The organism is Roseivirga sp. (genome assembly GCF_049099775.1).
Classification (GTDB): Bacteria; Bacteroidota; Bacteroidia; order Cytophagales; family Cyclobacteriaceae; genus Roseivirga.
In genome coordinates, this window is sequence record NZ_JAGDZM010000002.1 from 431,672 (window position 1) to 454,314 (window position 22,643).

At 40.0% G+C, this 22,643-nt stretch carries 18 protein-coding genes; all 18 read left to right on the top strand.

The genetic code is table 11. From position 1 onward, the window contains the following. Positions 1 to 6 precede the first annotated feature (6 nt). Positions 7 to 708, top strand: a complete 702-nt coding sequence (locus tag JXQ92_RS04080) for a cytidylyltransferase domain-containing protein (protein WP_421985307.1) — start codon at positions 7 to 9, stop codon at positions 706 to 708. Beyond that, the gene (locus JXQ92_RS04085) at positions 698 to 2,113 is read left to right on the top strand and encodes a hypothetical protein (protein ID WP_421985308.1); all 1,416 of its coding nucleotides are present in this window, start codon (positions 698 to 700) and stop codon (positions 2,111 to 2,113) included. The genes JXQ92_RS04080 and JXQ92_RS04085 overlap by 11 nt, the downstream gene beginning before the upstream one ends. Then, positions 2,110 to 3,384 (top strand): O-antigen ligase family protein, encoded by a 1,275-nt coding sequence (locus JXQ92_RS04090; RefSeq protein WP_421985309.1) that lies wholly within the window; start codon positions 2,110 to 2,112, stop codon positions 3,382 to 3,384. Before JXQ92_RS04085 ends, JXQ92_RS04090 begins: the two co-directional genes overlap by 4 nt. Further along, positions 3,377 to 4,432 carry an NAD-dependent epimerase/dehydratase family protein gene (locus JXQ92_RS04095; RefSeq protein ID WP_421985310.1) on the top strand — a complete coding sequence of 352 codons (1,056 nt, stop codon included), beginning with the start codon at positions 3,377 to 3,379 and terminating at the stop codon, positions 4,430 to 4,432. Before JXQ92_RS04090 ends, JXQ92_RS04095 begins: the two co-directional genes overlap by 8 nt. Positions 4,433 to 4,448: 16 nt before the next feature. After that, positions 4,449 to 5,609 (top strand): hypothetical protein, encoded by a 1,161-nt coding sequence (locus JXQ92_RS04100; RefSeq protein WP_421985311.1) that lies wholly within the window; start codon positions 4,449 to 4,451, stop codon positions 5,607 to 5,609. Beyond that, a complete protein-coding gene (locus tag JXQ92_RS04105; protein ID WP_421985312.1) occupies positions 5,606 to 6,154 on the top strand; it encodes an acyltransferase in 549 nt (182 codons plus the stop codon). Before JXQ92_RS04100 ends, JXQ92_RS04105 begins: the two co-directional genes overlap by 4 nt. Before the next feature lie 5 nt (positions 6,155 to 6,159). After that, positions 6,160 to 8,079 carry an asparagine synthase (glutamine-hydrolyzing) gene (gene asnB, locus JXQ92_RS04110; protein ID WP_421985313.1) on the top strand — a complete coding sequence of 640 codons (1,920 nt, stop codon included), beginning with the start codon at positions 6,160 to 6,162 and terminating at the stop codon, positions 8,077 to 8,079. A 3-nt stretch (positions 8,080 to 8,082) separates the two neighbouring features. Beyond that, a complete protein-coding gene (locus JXQ92_RS04115; protein ID WP_421985314.1) occupies positions 8,083 to 9,141 on the top strand; it encodes a glycosyltransferase family 4 protein in 1,059 nt (352 codons plus the stop codon). Positions 9,142 to 9,148: 7 nt separating this feature from the next. Beyond that, positions 9,149 to 10,201 carry a sulfotransferase family protein gene (locus tag JXQ92_RS04120; RefSeq protein WP_421985315.1) on the top strand — a complete coding sequence of 351 codons (1,053 nt, stop codon included), beginning with the start codon at positions 9,149 to 9,151 and terminating at the stop codon, positions 10,199 to 10,201. Positions 10,202 to 10,215: 14 nt separating this feature from the next. Continuing rightward, positions 10,216 to 11,784 carry a heparinase II/III domain-containing protein gene (locus JXQ92_RS04125; protein WP_421985316.1) on the top strand — a complete coding sequence of 523 codons (1,569 nt, stop codon included), beginning with the start codon at positions 10,216 to 10,218 and terminating at the stop codon, positions 11,782 to 11,784. After that, on the top strand, positions 11,781 to 13,028 hold the full coding sequence (locus JXQ92_RS04130; protein WP_421985317.1) for a glycosyltransferase family 4 protein: 1,248 nt from the start codon (positions 11,781 to 11,783) through the stop codon (positions 13,026 to 13,028). The genes JXQ92_RS04125 and JXQ92_RS04130 overlap by 4 nt, the downstream gene beginning before the upstream one ends. Before the next feature lie 128 nt (positions 13,029 to 13,156). Then, positions 13,157 to 14,929 (top strand): tetratricopeptide repeat protein, encoded by a 1,773-nt coding sequence (locus JXQ92_RS04135; protein WP_421985318.1) that lies wholly within the window; start codon positions 13,157 to 13,159, stop codon positions 14,927 to 14,929. Positions 14,930 to 15,072: 143 nt separating this feature from the next. Then, entirely contained in the window at positions 15,073 to 16,329 is a 1,257-nt protein-coding gene (locus JXQ92_RS04140; protein ID WP_421985319.1) for a hypothetical protein, read from the top strand. A gap of 10 nt (positions 16,330 to 16,339) precedes the next feature. Next, positions 16,340 to 16,612 (top strand): helix-turn-helix transcriptional regulator, encoded by a 273-nt coding sequence (locus JXQ92_RS04145; RefSeq protein ID WP_421985320.1) that lies wholly within the window; start codon positions 16,340 to 16,342, stop codon positions 16,610 to 16,612. 69 nt (positions 16,613 to 16,681) lie between these two features. Further along, positions 16,682 to 19,603 carry a histidine kinase gene (locus tag JXQ92_RS04150; RefSeq protein ID WP_421985321.1) on the top strand — a complete coding sequence of 974 codons (2,922 nt, stop codon included), beginning with the start codon at positions 16,682 to 16,684 and terminating at the stop codon, positions 19,601 to 19,603. Continuing rightward, positions 19,600 to 20,364, top strand: coding sequence for a LytR/AlgR family response regulator transcription factor (locus JXQ92_RS04155; RefSeq protein WP_421985322.1), 765 nt, complete (start codon positions 19,600 to 19,602; stop codon positions 20,362 to 20,364). Before JXQ92_RS04150 ends, JXQ92_RS04155 begins: the two co-directional genes overlap by 4 nt. Positions 20,365 to 20,509: 145 nt before the next feature. Next, a complete protein-coding gene (locus JXQ92_RS04160; protein ID WP_421985323.1) occupies positions 20,510 to 22,249 on the top strand; it encodes a hypothetical protein in 1,740 nt (579 codons plus the stop codon). A gap of 3 nt (positions 22,250 to 22,252) precedes the next feature. Beyond that, positions 22,253 to 22,534, top strand: a complete 282-nt coding sequence (locus tag JXQ92_RS04165) for a helix-turn-helix transcriptional regulator (protein WP_421985324.1) — start codon at positions 22,253 to 22,255, stop codon at positions 22,532 to 22,534. Positions 22,535 to 22,643: the final 109 nt, after the last annotated feature.

Sequence of the window (22,643 nt, forward strand, 5' to 3'; positions counted from 1 at the left end):
GAAAAAATGAGGATACTGGCACTTATACCTGCAAGAGGAGGATCGAAAGGTATTCCAGGCAAAAATTTAAAGAAGTTAGGGAATATACCTTTGATCAATTATAGTATCAAGCTGGGTCTTGAATGCGGTTACTTTGACACGGTATTAGTCTCTACAGATAGTCCGCAGATTTTAGAGATTAGTAAAAATAGTGGCGCCATGGTTCCGTTTCTCAGGCCTGATGCACTTTCTTCTGATGCTTCACCCACAATAGATACTGTCATTCATGCATTACAATACATGACAAGTCACGGGCAATCCTATGATGCCGTATGCTTATTACAGCCTACCGTGCCCTTCAGGGAGGTAAAAGAAGTTAATAGTGCAATTGAGAAATTCATCAACTCAGGAGCCGATAGTTTGGTTTCTGTAAGACAAGTTCCACATAAATTTAATCCTCACTGGTGTTTTGAATCATCGAAGAATAAAGACTTACTCAAAATAGCCACAGGCGAAAGTCAGATAATTTCCAGACGCCAGGATTTGCCTAAGGCTTATTATAGAGATGGCTCCGTTTACCTTGCCAAACCTGCAATTATTCTACATGATAGGTCTCTTTATGGGCAGAATATGGCCTATTTTGAAAATACTATATCTCCCGACATCAATTTAGATACTCCGGCAGATTGGCAAATAGCAGAAAACCATTATATCACGCATGAAAAGTGATATTTGCTATATAGTATCCCATGGTTTCGCAGCTCGAATGCTGCTTCAGACCAATCTCATTGGGCGCTTGACAGAGTGTGGGCTGAAGGTTTCCATCATCAGTCATAATGCCAAAGACCCAAATTTTGAAAGTTTTGCAGCTAACCCGCTCGTATCTTTATTCGAATGGAAAAGTAAGAGTAGTATCTGGGATGACGACTACTTGTATAAGAGAATGTACTTTCTCGAAGACATTAAGGCCAACACAGCTCTAAAAGAGAAGTTTTATAATGCACTCTTTTATAGCAAGTCAATTCATCCGTGGAAAAGGCTAAGACCTATTTATTATTATTTGATATACACTCTTGTTAAGCGGATTCCTTCTATCAGAAAGAATTTCCTCAAAAAGGAGGGTAAGTACCTTGTCTCTGAAGAAGCAAAGAACTTGCTCAAAATCATTCAGCCGCGATTACTAGTTTCCACTTATCCAGTAAGCATAATGGAAGCTAAGCTGCTCTATGAGGCCAAGCATGCTGGGATCGAAACGGTCCTGCACCTACTTAGCTGGGACAATATAACATGTAAAGGTAAGTTTCCAGTATTGCCAGATCGGTTTATCGTTTGGGGAGAAATCATGGAGGAGGAACTAAAATCGTTTTACTCCATTGATTCAGATAGAATAGTTAAGTGTGGGGTAACACATTTTGATGAACATGTCGAAATAAGAGAGTCAGGATGTAGCTTAAAGGATATTCAGCAAACAGGCCAGTCAATTAAACGGCCCTACCTCTTTTTTGCTATGAGTTCTCCTCGTTTCGCACCTAGGGAAATTGATATCGTGGAGTGGTTGGCAAACGCCATCGATTCTGGCCAGTTTGGTTCGGAAATGTCATTGGTTGTGCGGCCACACCCTCAAAACGTTCAAGATTTTACGGCGAAAAAGTCTTGGCTAGGTAGGCTGGATAAAATAGAAAGTGACCAAGTAAAAATAGATTACCCTGAAATGCTCCAAAGTAAGATACGCTGGAGTATGAAGAAAAGCGATATGACGCGTCTTTCGACCCTTATTTCTGATTGTAGTATCTGTTTCAACTCAGGTTCTACTATTTCTATCGACGCATTAATGCATAACAAACCTGTGATTCTTACCTCTTTTGACGGAGACAAAAAATTAGCTTATTGGAATTCGGCCAAAAGGCTTAAGGACTATACGCACCTTGCCAAGCTGATTAAGGAAGGCGGTGTAAGGTCGGTTGGTGATTATAGCGAACTGAAGCATGCTGTTAACATCTACCTCAAAACACCCGAGCACGATTTGGAGAAAAGAAGGTCGGCATTATTGCGTGAATGTTTTAAAGACGATGGCCTTTCAACACAACGGGTAGTAGAGGCTCTTCGCCAAATGATTCGGCAAGCAAAGTCATGAGAGGGCAAGTAGAAATAAATATCGACCGTGTCATAGTTCATCTTCTGTGCTGTTATACCTTTCTAATTCCTTTGGAGAAAATTCTGGAGGTGATTTTTCAGATCGATACTACGCTCAAGCCTTATAGAGTCTTGGCCATTCTTATTATCGGGTGCTTCATAGTTCGATCCTTTTTCAGGTGGACATCTAATCCGGAGTTAAAGCAAGATGTTTTTCTCTACGGTATATTTCTCTATGGCCTGATTATTACACTAGTACGAATGATCACAGTCCCTTTTCAACTCCCTCTTTTTTTAAACGATGCCTTTCAGATATCATTATATCTGGGCGTATTCGTGGTGATTAGACATGTGCAAATTACAAGAAATGATATTACCAGAATGATGAAATTTCTGATGGCAGGTATCCTTGTTAATTGCCTGTATTTTTTTAATGGATTCTTTTTCAATCAGCTTTATAATCGCGATGGAGGGTTCATGGACAATCCAAATTACCTAGCTCTTTCAGCGGTTGTGACTATATTATTTCTAATTACTCATTATCAGTCAGTCAAAGGTCTTTTCAAGAGGCTGTTGATGCTGCTATTGGTCTTTTTCTTAGGATATATCATCATACTAGCTGGTAGCCGTACTTCCTTTGTCATATTGATCTTTTGTATCGGGCTAATGTTCTATTTTTCACCAGGAAAAGCACGTGGAGCACTAGTAACCATATTCTTTTTACTATCTGTATTCCTGACTTTCGGAGGGTGGAACATTGTGGAGAGCGCAGGTCCCGTGATATTGGCGAATAGGCTCAAAAAAAACTCTTCCACCGATAACCGAGTTCCCATTTGGAAGGGTGCTTTAAAGGGTGCTGAGTCGGCAAATTATATAGGTTTGGGTATAGGACAGTTCAAAGCAAGGTTTAGGGAGTTCTACCAAAATGAGAATAATCAATTGATTCACAGAGTTGTCCGAAACGACTACTTTCTATCTCCTCATAGTGATTATTTGGCCTTACTTGCCATCTATGGCGCTCTTGGACTACTAGGCTATCTGATTTTTTTATTCTTAACGGTAAAAAAAGCTCTGATCAAATATATTACATCGGTAGAATTGGATGTTCGGATATATTATCAATTCGGGTTTTTAGTGCTTGTCAGCTTGATCCTGTTTGGTATTACAAACGAAAACACCATTAGCCCCTTGTTTTGGATATTATTAACGATGTCGACAAGGGTAAATTTTTTAGAAATAGATAATAAACAGCATGTTGAAGCATATGAATAAAACACTTTTGGTAACGGGTTCTTCAGGCCTAATTGGCTCTGAAGTAGTAAGGTATTTCGACAAAATAGGATGGAAAATCTATGGTGTAGACAATAACATGCGGGCAGACTTTTTTGGTGAGAAAGGAGATACGCGTTGGGTGCAGCACCAATTGGTAGATGAATGCCAGAATTTTGAACATGTTGAACTCGATATTCGTGATAGAAAGTCGGTTTTAGAGCTTTTTAAGAAGTTAAGACCCAACTTCATTTGTCATGCTGCTGCTCAGCCCAGTCATGACTTAGCGGCGAGCAGACCCTTTGATGATTTTGATGTAAATGCAGTGGGTACCCTCAACCTGTTAGAGGCTGCAAGGCAGTTCTGCAAAGATTCCCCTTTTGCCCATATGAGTACCAATAAGGTGTATGGTGATGCTCCTAATAACCTTAACCTTAATGAGCTGGACACTCGCTATGACTTTGCGGATTTACAATATGCCGACGGAATTAAAGAGTCATTTACAATAGATCAGTCTAAACATTCGCTCTTTGGCGCTTCAAAAGTAGCAGGAGATATTATGGTGCAAGAGTATGGCCGCTATTTCAACATGCCTACTTGTGCTCTAAGAGGAGGATGTCTTACAGGACCAAATCACTCAGGCGTTGAGCTTCACGGTTTTCTTTCGTACCTCATAAAGGCCAATATAGTAGGTATAGAATACACCATTTTTGGTTACAAAGGCAAACAAGTGAGAGATAACATTCACTCGTTGGATGTGGCCAGGTTCATAGGCGCTTTTTTCGATCAGCCGCGCATAGGTGAAGTTTACAATATTGGAGGTGGCCGAGATAATTCTACGTCTATATTGGAGGCATTTTCTCGTGTTGAATCCATCACGGGGAAAAAGATGAAGTACAAGTATTCAGAGCAAAATAGAGAGGGCGACCATATCTGCTACATTTCAGACCTTTCTAAAATGAAGGCACATTATCCTGATTGGGACATTACTAAATCACTTCAAACTGTTTTCGAAGAAATTGTGGCTTCTTGGGATAAAAGACTAAGCTGAACCAATAGAAAAGGCCATGAAGATACTTTTGGTAAGTAGTAGCATACTGCCTCAAACAGGTGGTAGTAGTGTGATTGTAGAAAACCTAGCTCAAAACTTTGAGCGAACAGAATTCGTGGTTTTTGGTTCTAGTACCTGGAACCCTAGAAAGGTGCCAGGCCGAAACCCTGATGGTCCAAAGTTTATATATTTTTTTACGGAGATGTATTTTATGGGGCGGGGAAATCGCTTTTTCCGCTGGTTCAGAAAACTCAGGTTCAATCAATTAGTTACTTCTATAGAGAAGGTAATCAAAGAACAGAAAATAGACCATGTCATAGGTGTTTTTCCAAACATAGATTACTGTCGCGCCGCCTGCATCGCTGCCAAAAGAACAGCATGCCCATTTAGCTCATACTTTCACAATACTTATATAGAAAACAGAAGTATTAAAGATGCCAGAGCGGCCGATTGGCAGCAAGGTATTTTCGATCAATCCGAGCAGGTATTTGTAATGAGTAAAGGAATGCAGGTTTACTATGAGAAGGAGTATAGATCAGATAAGTTTATTCCGCTGGTTCACACATTTAACGAATACCCTCTACCTGAAGGTCAGACGGGAATTCCAGGCGCCAATAAAGACGTTTATAATTTGGTAGCTATTGGTAATTTTAATGAATCAAACCTAGAAGCATCAAAGAGAATGTTGAATGCAATTGGGTCCTCCAATAAATTCACACTGAGTATTTATACACACGTACCTAAATTACTTCTTGAGAAAAGAGGAATGGACCCCGCACTCTTCAATTATAAAGGAGCCGTTCGGCCAGAAGAAGTAAATGAGGTAATTCAACAATATGATGTTTGCGTCTTAACTCACGGTTTTGAAGGAGGCTATGGCGAAATTGAGTATCAAACAATCTTTCCAACCAGAACCATCCCTTTATTACTTTCAGGAAAGCCCATCTTTGTCCACTCACCAAAAGGTTCTTTCCTCAATAATTTTATTCAAGAAAACGCATGTGCTCACCTAGTGGACACTGCGAATGCTAGTGCCATTATTGCTGGACTAAATAAGGTTGTACAAGATGAGCAGTATCAGAAGAAACTTGTGGAGAATGCCGCAGAAACGGTTAAATTGTTTTACGGTCCTCATGTAGCTGCTAGATTGAAAGAGCAACTAAAAATAAGCGTATGAAATTGATCTATAAAAGCACCTTATACAAAGTCATTGCAGTATTAAGGTTTTATGCGCTTAAGGTTTTTTATCTAAATAAGCTTTCTGCTCCGATTACCTCAATGATTGGTAGAAAATGCGGGATTTACATCCAGACAAATGGACGGATTACCTGTAATGGCAGGTTCATTATCAACGACCATGTGATAGTTCAAGCAAAAGGCCTTATAACTATAGGAAAGGATCTCGGTATCAATAGCTATACAAGAATTGTTGCACATGAGAGAATTACGATTGGAGACAATGTTACTATTGGTCAGATGGTGGCAATTCTTGATCATGACCATAACTTTTTTATGCAAGATGGCGATCTAAAACTCGATGGCTACCAAACTGCCCCTATCAATATTGGAAATAATGTCTGGATTGGAGATAAATGCACCATTCTCAGGGGAGTAAATATTGGCAATAACGTAGTGATTGGCGCCAACAGTCTTATCCATAAAGATGTGCCCAATAACTGTGTAGTTGGAGGAGTCCCATTTAAGCTATTGAAAGAACTATAAAAGCTATGTGTGGTATCACAGGCATAATATCGAAGCAAGGCAATCTGGCAGATCAAAGAGAATCTGTCGTGGCCAAAATGAACGTGGCCCTAATTCATCGTGGCCCCGACTCTGAAGGCTCCTATTCCGATGAATTTTGCGCCTTGGCCATGAGGAGGTTATCGATTATTGATCTTAAGAATGGAGATCAGCCGGCCTTTAATGAAAACAAAGATGTCTTGGTCTTTCAAAATGGTGAGATTTACAATTTCCGTGAGTTGAAGGCCGAATTGGAGAATTTAGGGCACCAATTTACTACCGATAGTGACACGGAAGTACTCGCTCACCTCTATGAAGAATACAAAGAAAAGATGCTAAGCCATCTTCAGGGTATGTTTGCTTTTTGTATCTACGACAAGCAAAACAATTCTTTTTTAATGGCACGAGATCGGTTTGGAGAAAAGCCACTATACTATTGGCACAACGATGAAGAATTGGCTTTTTCAAGCGAGTTGACATCACTTCTTGAGCACAAATCAATAAGACGCGTACTTAACCAAAAAGCATTGCCTTACTACCTGCGTACCTCCCTTATACCTGAGCCTCTTACGCTCTTTGAAGGAGTAGAAGTACTACCGGCAGGTCATTTTTTGAAAATAGAAGGTGATAAAATAAGTGTTGAAGAATACCACACTACTGACTTTTATAATGCAGCTAAGGTTCAAAATGTGAACGAGGCAAAAGAACTTATAAAGCCAGCACTAATTAACGCCGTAAAAAAACAAATGGTGAGTGATGTGCCTTTAGGTGCTTTTCTTTCAGGAGGCATTGATTCTAGCACTATGGTGGCGCTCCTTCAGCAGCAATCTTCCAAAGCCATAGCTACTTTTAACGTAAAATTTGAAGATCAAAACTATGATGAAAGTCCAATTGCAAAAGCTGTGGCACAGCACTGCGGTACTGACCATCATGAAGTGGTTATTCCCAACCAAGAGTTTAGCGAAGACATTTTCTGGAAAATTATTGAGCATATGGGTCAGCCTTTTAGAGACTCATCTGCCATACCCAGTTACTTTGTATCAAAAGCCATCGGGCAGCATGTAAAAGTAGCTATCTCAGGCGATGGTGGTGACGAGCAGTTTGGAGGGTATGACATATTTCAATGGTATAAAAGGATTCTGAAAATAAAAAGGCTCAATGTACATGCTAGAAAAAGCATGCTGCAAACGAGTAATCTCATATCTTATTTACCAGGATTTTCCAGTTCATCAAAACTACGACAGGCCAGAAGAGCCTTGAAAACCGCTGAGTTGGACAGGGAGGAAATTGCCATTGCTCTCAATGAAATGTTTGATCAACAAGACATAGAGAATCTGTTGAGTGGAAGTGACCTGAAAGTATCAGGAGCTTTAGATTTACTGAAGGCTTACCCAAAAGGTGCCGAATCATGGTCAGACCTGCGAAGAATCATGTATTACCGAACACGTCACACTCTAACTGCCAATATGCTAGTGAAGGTAGATCGAATGAGTATGGCGAACTCTTTAGAGGTGCGAGCCCCCTTTTTAGACCCTGAGTTGACACGGGCAGCTGCAAGTTTACCCGACCATGCACTGATGCGAGATGGGTTGGGTAAGATGGTGCTTCGTGAAATCATGAAAGATCAGCTTCCAGCAGAGGTCTTTAGTCACCCCAAACAGGGCTTTAATATTCCCTTGCACAAGTATCAGAATGAGACCTACAGGACTTTGGCTAAGCGGCTGCTGTTTCAGGAAAATCCGCTACCCAGTTTGTTTGCATCAAGCGAGCTAAAAAGAATTTATCATCAGGGGTTAAACACTATGCAAGATAATAGTAAAATTAGCGCTTTCAGAGCCTCTCATCAACTCTGGTTGATCATGCAATTTTTGGGTTGGGCGAAAAGGTTTAAAATTTCAGTAAATTAAATTTTGACAAACTTCGAATTTCATATACTTCTAATTGGTCCTCGTTTCAACCAGCAGGGAACTAACGTTGGTGGAGCAACACGGTCTTTCGAAGAGATGATCTCATATTTTCAAACCCAAGGATTGAAATATAGTGTGTTAAATACACAGATAGGGAGCGGGTTAGGACGAAAAATTCAATTGATATTAACCTATATAAGATTGCTTTGGAAAGCAGATGTTGTCTTTATCAACTTGAGCCAGAACGGAATACGAAAGCTGGCGCCTGTATTGTCTAAAACGGCAAGAAAGATGGGTAAAAAGGTTATAATCAGACCTTTTGGGAGCTCTTTACAAACTATCTTCGATGAGCTGTCAGAAAGAGAGAGAATGAGCTTTGATAAGGACGTGCTGAATGCAGATATTCTTTATGTACAGACTGAAGCGTTACTCGATTTTTTCCGGCCGAAAAGCCCGTCGGTAAAACAGCTGAAAACTTCCAGGCCTGAACCAGAACAAAGTATTGTCGATAATAAAAAGCCCTTCAACAAACGCTTTGTATTTCTAGGACAGATAAGAAAGGATAAGGGGATTGATCAATTGATAGATTGTATAAACCAGCTCGATGAAAGCTATAAGATCCATATTTATGGACCGATAGAAGAACCTGAATATGCTTTTTTGAGTGACGAGCCTTATTATAAGGGGATTGTAAAAGGGCAGCAAGCGGTACTTACTATGTTGAGTAACTACAACGTACTGATTTTGCCAACATACTATAATGGAGAAGGCTATCCAGGAGTGGTCGTAGAGGCATATTCAGTAGGGTTGCCCGTAATTTCTACTGATTGGAAGTCTTTACCAGAGATGGTTTTTCCTGAAGAAACAGGCCTTTTGGTAGCCCCAAGGGACTCAGCGGGACTCAAAAAGGCTATAAAAGCTTTTACTCCAGACAGCCATGCACTAATGAGTACAGGAGCCTTAAATTACTATAAAGAAAATTTTAAAATAGGCCCTGTCATGGGCCAGGTACTCAACGACATTAGAAATCTTTTCGGCAAACCCTTAAAGCATAAAACCTGACTTATCTATGAGTACATTCTTCATTGCAGGAGAGCAACGTTCTGGTACTACACTTCTTTCAGTCATTCTGAGTAGACACAGCCAAATCCATTTGGATGGAAATTCTCTGGGTTTTCGATTGGTAACCTGTTTATTAAAACTTCCTCCCCAGGTATTGCAGTATAACCTCAAGCATGCGCCTAAAGAGGTGTTGGCATGGCTTATTAAAAACGACTACAAAGGTAGATTGTCAGATTTAATTGACTTGGAAAAGCTTCATGAGTTTACAGATAGTAGGTCTGCAGTGGGTTCAGGCATAGAGAAGAAACTCCTTGAAAGCGGGAAGAAGGTATTTGGCGACAAATCTCCTAGAGTCCATTATTTTATGCCCGAATTACTCACTATAATTCCTGAGGCTAAATTCATTCATGTGGTGAGGGATGGCCGAGCAGTGGCGCTAAGCCGTAAAAAAAGAGCCAAGAAAAATTTATTGCTCGGTGCTCAAGAATGGGTAGATAGCAATATACTGGGTTTATCGAATAAAATGCTTGTGGGAGAAGGGGCGTATCTATTTGTTAAATATGAAGACCTACTTACCAAGCCTGAGGATACGATCAGGGGAATCTGCAAATTTCTGAAACTCGATTTTGAGGAATATATGTTGGTAGGCCAGAAAGAGTCAAAGGGTGATGAATCCTACGTGCATTCTGATTTTCGAACTGATAAGATTCATTCTTTTCAAACAGAATTGAATACTCGGCAACGAAGAAATCTAGAAAGAATTCAAGGCCCGCTCTTAAAAAGACTCGGTTACGATCTTGAGTTCGAATTTTCGGACCGGCTATACAAGGATCTCGGCATATTCAGACGCATTTGGCTCAATCAGCTCGACAACTTTGGCCAACTTCTGATTAGTAAAAGAACCGGAATGCGCGACCGAAAAAATGTCGATATTCATATCCCCGTCAGCACAAGGGTCAAAACTTTTATATTCGAACTAGGCAGGGATTTACTTCCAGATAAGGTATTTAAAAGGGTTTTCAGGAAAAGGTGGGTTAAAAACATCTACATTAATGAATAAACCATGAGCGATATATGAGCCTGTTTTTTAAGTACTGGCATACATTAAAGCATCTTAAGCTGGTACAAATTAGGTACCGTTTGTATTATGTGCTAAAGCGGTGTTTTTTAGGTCGCTTTCAGCCAAAAGTAGTAGACCATCCGTCTGTAATTTCCTTAAAATACAGTTGCCCCATCCAACATAATAATTCATACCTAAAACAGAAAGGCTTCATATTTCTGAACGTAAAGCATGAGTTTGAAGGCGAAATCGATTGGAATTTCAAAGGGCATGGGAAACTTTGGACCTATAACCTTAACTACTTTGATTTTTTACACCAAGCAGCCTTTAGCCCTGAAAATGGCGTACAGTTGATGTCAGCGTTTGCAGACCAGTACAACCAACTGATTGATGGAAAAGAATCTTATCCCACTTCATTAAGGATTATGAACTGGGTAGCCTTTATCGCAAAGTATAATGTCAAAGAAGACAAATTGAATCAGGTTATCTTTTATGACTTGTGCAGGCTGAGTAAGAATATTGAATATCACCTGTTAGGGAACCATCTGATGGAAAATGCTTTTGGGTTACTCTTTGGGTCAATCTTTTTTCAGAATGCTGATATATATCAAAAGGCATCTGCAATTTTAACAATTCAATTGGAGGAGCAGGTACTGGATGATGGCGCACATTTTGAGCTCAGCCCAATGTATCATCAGATCATTCTTTCAAGGCTTTTAAGCAGTATTGACTTACTTAAACACAACGATGTTTTTGAGGCTAAGGACCTCATGGAGTTAATGATTACAAAAGCTAAATTAATGCTTGGCTGGTTGGCTGCTATAGGTTTTAAAAACGGCACCTTACCTGCTGTCAATGACAGTACAGAAGGGATTGCCCCCAGCAGCACAGCATTGTTTGATTACGCGCAAAAACTTGGTGTTGTATGGGATGAAGCTCCCCTTGGGGCTTCTGGCTACAGGAAGAGGAGCACTCCCTTATTCGAGTTATTCGTAGATTTTGGCAATATTGGTCCCGACTATATCCCCGGTCATGCACACAGCGATACACTAAATTTTTTGCTCAATATTAGGGATCAGGCTGTAATAGTAGACACTGGTATTTCTACATATGAAAAAAACAGCAAGCGATCGGCTCAAAGGAGAACGTCTGCTCATAATACGGTGATGGTAAACAATATGGAGCAAACAGATGTTTGGGGAGGCTTCCGTGTAGGAAGAAGAGCAAAGGCTACCATCATTGCAGACGAGCCATCAAGGTTAATCGCTAGTCATAATGGCTATGAAAATTGGGGGATTACTCACGAGCGGTCATTTGAGATTTCTGACGATACAATTGTTATAAAAGATAGCCTTACAAGGCCAGCAGAAGCAAAAGCATTCTTTCACTTTGAACCTTCAATAGAAATTAACCTTGAAGGCCAGAAAATCATAGGGGAGTTTGGCTCAATACTTTTTGAAAATGCCGCCGCCATTAACATTGAGTCATATGACTTAGCTCTTGGGTTTAATATGACTCGCAAGGCGAAAGTGGCGGTTATTACTTTTTCAATTAAGCTAACTACTCATATCCATATTTCATGAAACCAGTGCGCATTCTTTTTTTTACGGATAACTTTCCTCCTGAGAGTAACGCCCCTGCTAACAGGACATATGAACATTGTATTGAATGGATAAAGTTAGGTGCAGAAGTAACAGTGATCACCTGCAATCCTAATTTCCCGAAAGGTGAAATATACCCTGGTCATAAAAACAGGCTGTATCGCGGTAGAATGATGGATGGCATCAGAGTGATACGCGTTTGGACCTACATTACCCCTAACCGAGGTACTTTCAAGCGCATCTTAGACTATATGAGCTTTGCACTAACCTCGTTTTTCGCCAGCCTGTTTATTAAAACCGATATAATTATTGCCACTTCTCCTCAGTTATTTACCGCCTTAGGTGGTTATTGTGCGGCAGTCTTTAAACGCAAGCCTTGGATTATGGAGGTAAGGGACCTTTGGCCTGAATCAATACATGCTTTAGGCGCAATCAATAATAAGCGTATACTCAAGAAACTTGAACAACTGGTGACTTTCCTTTATCTCAAAGCAGATAAAATCATAGTTGTGACCGATAGCTTTAAAGAACGTATTAGTGGCGAGGGTATAGATTCTTCAAAAATTGAAATAGTCAAAAATGGAGTTAATCATAAGCGGTATTTTCCTCAACCTTCAGACGATGAACTAATAAGGCAACACGAACTGGAAGGTAAGTTTGTGGTGGGCTATATAGGTACTCATGGCCTTGCACACAACCTAGATATGATTCTGAATGCCGCTGCCCGGGTTCAGAACCCACATATTCACTTTCTATTAGTTGGAGAAGGTGCGATGAAAAAGAGGTTATTAAAGCAGTGTGAGAGATTGTCTCTGACCAATGTTACAATGCTTAACATGGTCCATAGCAGAGAGGTGAACAGGTATATTAGTATTACAGATTGCGCATTAGTACCCTTGAAGAAATCAGAGACATTTAAAACAGTTATCCCTTCAAAGATTTTTGAAAACTCTGCTATGGGTAAGCCCATATTACTAGGGGTAGAAGGAGAATCTAAGGCATTGGTAGAAGCTTATCAAGCGGGATTAACTTTTAAGCCAGACAGTATAGAAGAATTCATATCTAAACTCGATACCCTACAAGTCAACCCTGACGTTGTGGAACGATTGGCAGAGGGAGGGCTAAAACTCGCTGCTGATTTCGGTAGGGCCAAACTTGCTCGGCTTATGTTAAAATACATTGTGGAAACTTATGATCATTCGAAGTTGACCAAATCCAGTGAATGAGTTAAAATCAGTTAAATAGAAACCCAAAACATTAGCTCAGGAAGAAACTGAAAATGAGTCCAATCACTTCCTTTAATGCTCTTTTTGGACAATGATTCACTAATTACTACTTTCGACATTGTTTCAATATGTCGCGAGCAGCTAAAATTTGGTTTTTAACCTTCTTACTTTTTTCTGTAAACCTTCTTGCTCAGCAAGCCCGAATCGATAGTGTCAGAAATCAAATTCCTTTACTCAAAGGGAAAGAAAAAGTCGATGCACTAAATAGCTTGACTAGAGGCTTAATGTACGCTACACCTGATGAAGCCATGGATTTGGCAAATCAAGCAATTCATTTATCAGAAAGCATAAGCTATGATGAAGGTAAAGTCATGTCCTACATCAATCAAGGAGTAATCCTAAATGGTAAATCCCTTTATCAAGAAGCGGAAGAAGTATTAGTAAAGGCAAAAGGAATCTCTGAAACACTCAATTTTCACCGAGGTATGGCCTATGCTAACCTAAGTTTGGTGACGCTCAGCATGAGGAGGAATGATTACGCCAGAGCCCTTGAACTCTCATTCTCTGGTATTGAGGCGGCCAAGAAAATTAAAAATGCTGATTTAGAAGTGTCTAACCTCATCAATATTGGTTCCATTAAACAAAGCCTCAAAGATTATGCAGATGCCGAGAAATTTTTGCTTGATGCCCGGAAACTAGTCGATTCAAGCGCTGGAATTGCAGAAATTAGACAGGGGCAGATTAATGGAAGCCTTGGAATATTGAGTGCTGTAAAAAAGGATTATGGTAGTGCCTTAATCTATTTTGAAGAAGCCCTTAACGTTTTTGAAACACAGAATTCTAAAACACAGTCGGCCAATGTTTTGCTCAACATGGGGTATTCTTATGCCCAGCTTGGAGATTTCAGTAATGCCAACAATTACTATGATCAGGCAGAGGTTATTTGGATAGAACTGAAAAATGAGAGAAGCCTGGCAATAATTCTTAAAAACAGAGGCGAAATGATGATCTCTGCCGGTGAGTTTGAATTAGCAATCAGCTTTTTACAGCAGGCACTCAAAAAAGAGAAATTTCTAGATGACATAGTCTTAAGTGAAGTCTATTCCTTGCTCTCTAAGGCAAACGAGTCCTTACCGAATCATGAAAGAGCTTTAGTCTATTACAGGAAATACATTAGCCTGAAAGATTCAATAGCTATTCGCGCTAGTGAGAAGAATATTGCTAGAATGACTCAACATTTCGAGTTTCAAAAATTGGAGGCTGACAAAGAAATGCAGTTACAACAAATTGAAATAGAGAACCTAAAAATTGCAAAAAGTAAGCAATTGACCTTGGTTATTGCGGTAGTACTGTTGATGATTACTTTTTGGGCCCTATGGAATCGTAATAAGCTCAAAACAAAACTGCTTATAAAGGAAAAAGATAGACTCATCGCCCATCAGAAAATAGCCCTGCAACAGCACCAATTTGAAACGGAAAAAGAAGGATTGGTGGCATATGCTAAAGGGCTTTTATCTAGTAACAAGACGCTTGAGAAAAAAGCACTTGAACTTGAAGAAAAACTCGATTTAGATCAGAATTCGAATAGTGATTTAGATGATCTCGTAGAGAAGATGCACTTTGCCGTAAATGGGGAAAAAGATTGGGCAGCATTTGTTATTTATTTCGAAGCCGTTTATCCACAATTTTTCTCCCTGATCGAGAGTGATAAACAGGTACGATTAACAAATAGCGAACAAAGACTTCTAGCTCTTCTAAAGATCAACCTGTCAAATAAAGAAATAGCTGTGTTGCTGAATATTTCAAGCGATAGCGTAATTCGAGCCAAGTATAGACTAAAACAAAAACTCGGGTTTGTTGAAACGAAAGAATTACTCGGATTCCTATCGGATTTGGTCTAGTCCGTCAATTGTCCGGTTGTTCAATCCGTCAATTGTCCGCCTCAATCGCTTGGCCTAACACCCTCTTGTTTAGTTTCTTAGCATTAAGTTTTAACGATCACGAAATGTCTTCGTGATTCGATAATCATTAATGTATTCTGAAAATGACAGTGTTTAATCGCATTAGAAAAATTGTAGGGTTTGCTGGGTTGATTCTTTTAATCTTTATAAGTCAAACACAACTAAAGGCTCAGCAATTGGACGCTACTTTTAGTGTAGAGCCAGGAACAATGGGCAATTACAGGTTAAAGATGGTATTAAATGCGCCAGCTACTTTCCAGTTTTCAGAGTCTTACTCATCTGTTCAAAATGCTTTTAGTATAATCATCAAGAACCTTTACAATGCGACACCTTCGCCGGGAGGTTTTGCAAGCGCTTCTGGCCTTAGTTATACAACTTCCGGTGGTAAATCAGGGAATGTTGCTAATATGGGCACTTATGGCCTGACTTTCGGCCCGTTTATTCATACAACAGATGAAGTAGTTGTATTCACATTGCCCACTTCAGCAACAATTGCTAATGGCGAGACCCTCACTATTCCAGCAGGTACAGCCATTCATGCAACTCCCGGAACCTATGGAGCAGGCCAAGTTTTCAATGCAGGCCCATATACAGCGATAATTGCGAACAGTGCATTTGATGGTACAGCAGCCACCATGATTGCCACAACCAGCGCACCCTCATCGGCAACGGTGGCATCGACAGTATTTCTAGAAGGCGCCTTTAATGGTACCAATCTAAACACCGCACTTAATTCAAGCATTCCTACAACTCAACCGTATAGTATAAATGGCCATAGTGGTGGTAGTGCGGGCTCTATTCCTGCCGGAGCCGTCGATTGGGTGCTTGTGGAGTTAAGGGAGGCTTCATCTGCAGCATTGGCACTCAATTCTACTAAAGTTGGTTCAGTTGCTGGATTTTTGATGAATGATGGGACAATAAAAGCTTCAGATGGCACGAGTGATTTGACAGTTCCGCTAACTGGCAACGCTGGGGCTGATTTTTATGTGGTGGTTTATCATCGGAATCACTTACCGATTATGTCGGCAAACGCTATTTCAGAAAGTGGAGGTAGTTATACTATAGACTTTACCACAAATTCAGCCAACACCTACCAAACGACTACAGCCCTTGTATCACTAGCAGGCAGTAAGTTTGGTATGCCAGCTGGGGACTCGAACGGAGACGGCAGCATTAACACCACAGACCTTGGCACCTGGCGAACGAACAACGGCGCTGTATATAGCTACTCAGGCAGTGGCCTAGTCGACTTCAACTTAGACGGAGAGATCAATGCAGTAGATCGGAATGACTTCCAACAGAAGAACACGAGTAAAACCAGACAGGTACCGACCACATAAGGCTAAGGCTATGACCGTTTTAGAGCAACGCATTATGAACCATTTGATAGAGGAGTTACAAAATTCAGCATCAAGTTTTCTAGATAGCATTAAGTCCAGTTATCCTCATTTAACGGCCTATGACCTTCGACTCTGTACTTATTTAAAGGCTAATATGTCTACGAAGGAAATAGCGACGTTACTCAACATAACACCAGATAGTGTCAAGAAAGCTAAGCATCGGCTGAGGAAGAAATTAGAAATGATGCCGTTCGATTCGTTTTCAGAAAAGTTCTGGAATTGAGAAAATCGTTATTCGTACACCCCATTTATTAATTTGCTTAGAAAAGATAATCCACCGTAATTGGTAGGAATGAGGTGTTTCTTTGCTTTAGTATTAGTCTTATTTACCTTGTCGCTTTCTGCGCAAGACTTTGAGCTTACCTCAATTAATTTAACGGTTGAAAATGGCCTTGTTGGCGATAATGTCTATTGCGCCCTGCAAGATGATAAAGGCTATATCTGGTTTGGCACTGAAACAGGTGTAAGCCGGTACAACGGAAAAAGCTTCGAGAATTTTTATATAACCGATGGTCTGGGAGATAATGAAGTTTTCAGAATAGATCAAGACACCCAAGGTAGAATCTGGTTCTCATCTTTCAATGGTCAATTAAGTTACTACAAGGAAGGAACTTTTTACAACGCAACTAATGACACCACACTGGCAAAAGTTGTAATGAATAACTATTACATCTCACTTTTTGAGGACTCCAAGCAAAACATCTGGCTAGCTAGTAAAATACATTTAGTGAAGATCGGTAGAGAAGGAGAGGTCATTAATTTTAGCGAAAACCCTTTAAACCAAAAAGTGCGTATTGGCTCATTTATTGAAAAAAATGGTGAGGTGTGGGGGAAAGCAATCGCTAATAATACTACCTATAACCTAAGCCATGCTGCACAGCATAAAGATCGTTTAATCTCGGTAATAGGAACAGCAGATGAAGCAGAGTTCATATCCGGTAATAGCTCCTATTTAATGATTTCTAATCAGAATGGAGATAAAGATTATATAAAACGTTTGAGTAACAAGGACATCTCAAGGCTCAAAGATTTTTCGAAAATGCATGTCTACAAGGACAGCGATGTCTGGGTTTGTACTTTCGGTGGTGCGCTAAGGTTAAATAAAAAAACAGGCGATTCGAGACTCTTTTTACCCGGTAAACAGATTACTCATGTATTGAAGGATAGAGAAAATGGTTATTGGTTTACCACGCTTGGAGACGGAGTATACTTTGTGACTTCGCTAGACAATAGATCAATCTCAAAAATTAACAATGTGCCGATTGGGAATGTGTTGACCGTTGTGGATTTGGACAACGAAATATGGATTGGGGCAAATTTGGCAAGGTTTGGTCAAATAAAAGATGAGAAAATAGACATCAATTCCCTTTACTTATCCAATGGAAGGTCAAGGACAAAAAAAATAATGAAAGGTCGCGATGATGGCGACCTTCTGATTGTACTTGAGGAAGGTCTCCTTTTAAAAAGAGCCAATGGTACCTTTTCACGAATGCCAGGGTCAATCAAGACGATTAATAAATGGACGAACCAACTATATGCTATGGGCATAACTTGGGGGCTTGTAGTGATTGACATAGACAAGTTATATGAGGAGTTTGATGAGATCGGGCCTAAGACTGTTTTTAAGAATTGGAGGTATAGCGATAGAGCATTTGCGGTAAAGTCATTTAAGTTTGGGTCTGTGCTGGATATAGAACCACATGGAAATGGAATGCTAATCGCGAGTGCACGAGGACTCTATTTTTTGAATGATGAATTAGAACTCTCAAAAGTGAATGGCCACCCTGCGATGAATTCTGTCATTAATGATATCATCAGCATAAACGATTCCACTTATGTTTTAGCTTCAGGTGGATACGGATTACTGTTAGCTTCAGGTGATAGTTTGACAAATATTACGACAGAGGATGGTTTGTCTTCTAACATTATAAAAAGAGTCTTTATAGAAGACCGTTCCGTTTATTGGCTTGCCACAAATTCTGGGATAGATAGACTTGATTTAGGGAATGATGAGCAATTAATCTCTAGCATTAAGTCAATGGACGGCCTTATAAGTGAAGATGTGAACGACCTGATAATCAAGGAAGGAGAACTTTGGGCAGCGACAAGTAAAGGGATTTCAAAAATTAGTTTAACCGATTGGGAGTCGCCAAAGCTTGTACCGAAACTCAACATGAGGTCAATGATTGTTGATGATCTTCTTATCATGTCAATGGCACCTTTAACACCAAATGTTAAGAATATCAAATTCGAATTCGATGGGCTACATTTTCAGAGTTTAAATAGACTGACCTATAAATACAGACTTGAAGGTTTTGATAATACTTGGCGGAAGACCGACCAGAATACAGTTGATTTTAATGGCTTAAGGTCCGGAAACTATAACTTTGAGGTAAAGGCAATTAGTGCATTCGGAGACGAAAGTGAAGTTTCGAATCGACGATTTACTATTGCCACACCGTTCTGGGCTACTTCGTGGTTCATAACTCTGTCTATAATCGCTTTTTCCATTTCCCTTTTTCTATTAATCCAATTCGTAGTTAGGCGAAATAAAATCAAAGAGAAACGTAAGTTCGATATTCAGTTGAAAATTGCCGAGGCAGAGCGCAAGGCCTTGCAATCTCAACTAAACCCACATTTTATATTTAATTCCCTCAATTCAATTCAAAACATGGTTTTGGACAATAATACAGAGGGAGTCTATCAGTACCTGGCAAAGTTTGGTAAACTGATCAGACGGGTGCTGGAGTTCTCGGATATATCTATGGTTTCTCTGGCCGAGGAACTAGAAACACTTAGACTTTATATGGAATTGGAAAACCTGAGGCTCAACAATAAATTTGATTTTGAAGTAATAGTTTCTCCAGAGGTGGACTTACAAACCAAAGTACCAAGTATGCTAATTCAACCTTATGTAGAAAATGCTATTTGGCACGGTATAACCCCCTTAAAAAACAAAAGGCGAGGCCTTGTAACTATTAGGGTTAAAAATACGCTTAAAGGCTTAGGACTCGAGGTGGTGGACAATGGGGTTGGCAGGGAATCTGAACGTAACAAAAAAGAAGAAGGGTTGGGAACACGGATTGTCAACGAACTGGTTCGGAAACACAAAGGAGAACATTCTGGTGAAGTTGAAATTTTAGACCTTTATGAAAAAGGCCAAAGCATAGGGACCAAAGTAAAAGTGCAACTCTTACCACAACTAAGCATATGATTAGAGCACTCATAATTGACGATGAAGAGTCAGGAGAACAATTGCTATCGAAGCTTATAAAGCTTAAACATCCTGACATAAAATTGGTGCCGTCGGCGTTCGATTTGGATGAGGCCATTCAAAGAATAGATATAGAGAAGCCAAACCTGATTTTCCTTGATATTCGTTTAGGCAAGTCTACCGGTTTTGATGTGCTAGAGAAAACAGTATTTCAAGATTACCATGTCATTTTTGTTACAGCATATAGCCAATATGCCCTGAAAGCCATAAAAAGTGCTGCGCTTGATTATTTGTTAAAACCAGTGGACATGGAAGACTTAGATCAGGCCATTAATCGGTTCAAAAGTAGAGTGAGTCAAAGTAACATTGGTCAACTTCGTTTGATCAAAGCAGCTTTTGAGGACTCCATGACCAAGCAAAAACTAGTCGTTCCTACCAAAGAAGGCTTCGAGTTTATCGACCAATCAGAGATAAAATATATTATAGCAGATGAGAACTATGCTAGAATATTTATCACGGGAGATCAATCCTTTTTTTCTTCCAAAAACCTTGGCTATTTCGAAAAATTGCTCCCAGAATCTAGATTTTCGAGAATTCACAAATCTCACCTGGTCAATCTCAATAGCATCTCAAACTATGAATATGGCAATGGGGGCTTTGTAAAAATGATCGATGGAAAGCGTTTAGAAGTGAGTCGTAGAAGGAAGAAATATTTACTAGAACAGCTAAATGCCACAGTTCCTTCCAAAACCGATAAATAACCCAGAATAACGACTCACTTTAGATAAAGGGCAACTCAAGCAATATATTTTAAAGCCACTAGGTCATTCTATTAATTCATGTTAAGGAAGTACTCCCATAAGCTTTTATGGCAGGTATTCTGGTTTTTTTAAGACCAAGACAAACATGATCAGATATTCGAGCCTACTACTACTTTTATTGGGCATAATACCATTATCTACTAACGAGACAATAGTGCTAACAGAGTTTGCTGAAACTACTATAGCATACGAGAGTTTCGAAGGCACTGGCGATGAACTTGGTTATACCAGCAATGATTGGTCTGGCGGTTTTAGTGACTATTCAAGTGTAGTTAATGATGCCAACGCTGGAACCGGACCTTCAGTAACCTATCATATTTCTTCAGGTTATCCTGATAATATACATGATGATGGAACAGGAGATAAACACTTTTACGCTGTTGATGACCTTGATGATGACGATAACCCTAGATTAGATCATTTGAGTATCATAACCTTTAATAATGTTGATGTTTCTGGCGCAACGGGATTAAAGGCCAAATTTCTTTTAGGAGTAGATCGAGAGAATAGGTTTGAAACTGACGACTACCTTCAGATTTACTATGCATTCGACGGAGATATTACCTCCCATCCAGGAGTTTCAACTGCATTTACGCAGGGGAGCTATACCTTATTAGCTTCCTTCCGAGGATCAGGTAGTGGCACTAATGTCTCATTAGATGCTGATAATAATGGAAGTGGTGACGGCACAATTGTTTTACCTTTTGGCACCTTATCAGCAAATAATATTACGCTATCGGATTTAAGCTTTGACATAGCAGGCACCGGTGCTAATGTTTCTATTCGTATCGTAATGAAATCGAATGGAGGTGATGAAACATTTATAGTTGATAATATGAGGGTCGCTGGTACTGTGGCAGCTTCTTCTTCACCACCAACTGTGACCACTACAGCGGCATCATCCATCTTAGCCACAAGTGCTTTAATGGGCGGTGAAATCACAGCAGATGGTGGTGCCAGCATTACGGCCAGAGGCGTAGTTTGGTCTACAACCGATACTGATCCTAGAATTGGAGACGCAGGAGTCAACGCTGATGCGGAGGGAGGAACGGCAACGGGAAGTTTTAGCGAAACCATTAATTCCTTACCCGCAAACACAACGGTCTATTTCAATGCATATGCTACGAATTCAGAAGGTACCAGTTATGGCTCAACTGCAAGTTTTACTACTTCTCAGGCAGATTTTGCGCTTACAGTTATGTTAGAGGGTCCATTTGTAAGCGGTTCAATGAGCACTTTTTTAAGGTCGAATAATGAGATTCCCACGGCACAGCCTTATACCAACCCAGCTGCGGAATCCTCCTCAGGAATTCCGGCAACCGCAGTTGACTGGATTGAAGTAGAGGTTAGAACCGGTACAGCCGCTAGTAGCAGAGTCGGTAGCCGAGCCGCTTTTGTATTGAGCGATGGGTCTGTTGTTGACAAAGATGGTAGTACATTCACTATTTCAGCTGCGAATGGCAGCGATTATTATTTGGTAATTCATCACCGAAACCATTTATCTATCATGTCGGCGGGAGCAGTTTCGATTTCTTCAGGCACCTATACTTACAACTTTACCAGCAGCCAAAGTCAGGCTTTCGGTTCAAGTCCTATGATTGAAGTTGATACAGGTGTATTCGCGATGCCCTCTGGCGATGCGGATGATGACGGTGATGTCGACACTAATGATTTAGCAATTTGGCGAGTTCAGAATGGGGCTACTTACGTCTATTCCAGTAACGGGAAAAGTGATTTGAATCTGGATGGCGAGATAAACGCTACAGATCGAAATGATCATCAGCAACAAAATTCCGGTAAATCAACGCAAGTACCGAACAGTTAAAAGATGACAGTTTTAGAACAACGAATCATGGATCACCTGATAACTGAACTGCAAAGTTCTTCCTCTCCTTTTCAGGATAAATTAAGAACACAATACCCTAGTTTAACCGCCTATGACCTGCGTCTAAGCACCTATATAAAGGCCAACCTATCCACTAAAGAGATAGCCACTCTTCTAAACATCACACCCGATAGTGTTAAGAAAGCCAAGCACAGGCTAAGGAAGAAACTGAGAGTGGGTTGTAAGGAAAATTGGGCATCTTTCTTTGATGTTTTATTAGAATGACGATGGAGAGAATGATTATCAAGGGATAAATTCTATTGAAAATCACTGAATATTAAAACACAGTGTTTTATTTATACTAGTACCTTGAGAATTAGTGCAATTTTCTTTG

Excerpts from the sequence above, each read along its gene's own strand:
- JXQ92_RS04080 (WP_421985307.1), top strand. The coding sequence starts at position 7 with ATGAGGATACTGGCACTTATACCTGCAAGAGGAGGATCGAAAGGTATT.
- JXQ92_RS04085 (WP_421985308.1), top strand. The coding sequence starts at position 698 with ATGAAAAGTGATATTTGCTATATAGTATCCCATGGTTTCGCAGCTCGA.
- JXQ92_RS04090 (WP_421985309.1), top strand. The coding sequence starts at position 2,110 with ATGAGAGGGCAAGTAGAAATAAATATCGACCGTGTCATAGTTCATCTT.
- JXQ92_RS04095 (WP_421985310.1), top strand. The coding sequence starts at position 3,377 with ATGAATAAAACACTTTTGGTAACGGGTTCTTCAGGCCTAATTGGCTCT.
- JXQ92_RS04100 (WP_421985311.1), top strand. The coding sequence starts at position 4,449 with ATGAAGATACTTTTGGTAAGTAGTAGCATACTGCCTCAAACAGGTGGT.
- JXQ92_RS04105 (WP_421985312.1), top strand. The coding sequence starts at position 5,606 with ATGAAATTGATCTATAAAAGCACCTTATACAAAGTCATTGCAGTATTA.
- asnB (WP_421985313.1), top strand. The coding sequence starts at position 6,160 with ATGTGTGGTATCACAGGCATAATATCGAAGCAAGGCAATCTGGCAGAT.
- JXQ92_RS04120 (WP_421985315.1), top strand. The coding sequence starts at position 9,149 with ATGAGTACATTCTTCATTGCAGGAGAGCAACGTTCTGGTACTACACTT.
- JXQ92_RS04125 (WP_421985316.1), top strand. The coding sequence starts at position 10,216 with ATGAGCCTGTTTTTTAAGTACTGGCATACATTAAAGCATCTTAAGCTG.
- JXQ92_RS04130 (WP_421985317.1), top strand. The coding sequence starts at position 11,781 with ATGAAACCAGTGCGCATTCTTTTTTTTACGGATAACTTTCCTCCTGAG.
- JXQ92_RS04135 (WP_421985318.1), top strand. The coding sequence starts at position 13,157 with ATGTCGCGAGCAGCTAAAATTTGGTTTTTAACCTTCTTACTTTTTTCT.
- JXQ92_RS04140 (WP_421985319.1), top strand. The coding sequence starts at position 15,073 with ATGACAGTGTTTAATCGCATTAGAAAAATTGTAGGGTTTGCTGGGTTG.
- JXQ92_RS04145 (WP_421985320.1), top strand. The coding sequence starts at position 16,340 with ATGACCGTTTTAGAGCAACGCATTATGAACCATTTGATAGAGGAGTTA.
- JXQ92_RS04150 (WP_421985321.1), top strand. The coding sequence starts at position 16,682 with ATGAGGTGTTTCTTTGCTTTAGTATTAGTCTTATTTACCTTGTCGCTT.
- JXQ92_RS04155 (WP_421985322.1), top strand. The coding sequence starts at position 19,600 with ATGATTAGAGCACTCATAATTGACGATGAAGAGTCAGGAGAACAATTG.
- JXQ92_RS04160 (WP_421985323.1), top strand. The coding sequence starts at position 20,510 with ATGATCAGATATTCGAGCCTACTACTACTTTTATTGGGCATAATACCA.
- JXQ92_RS04165 (WP_421985324.1), top strand. The coding sequence starts at position 22,253 with ATGACAGTTTTAGAACAACGAATCATGGATCACCTGATAACTGAACTG.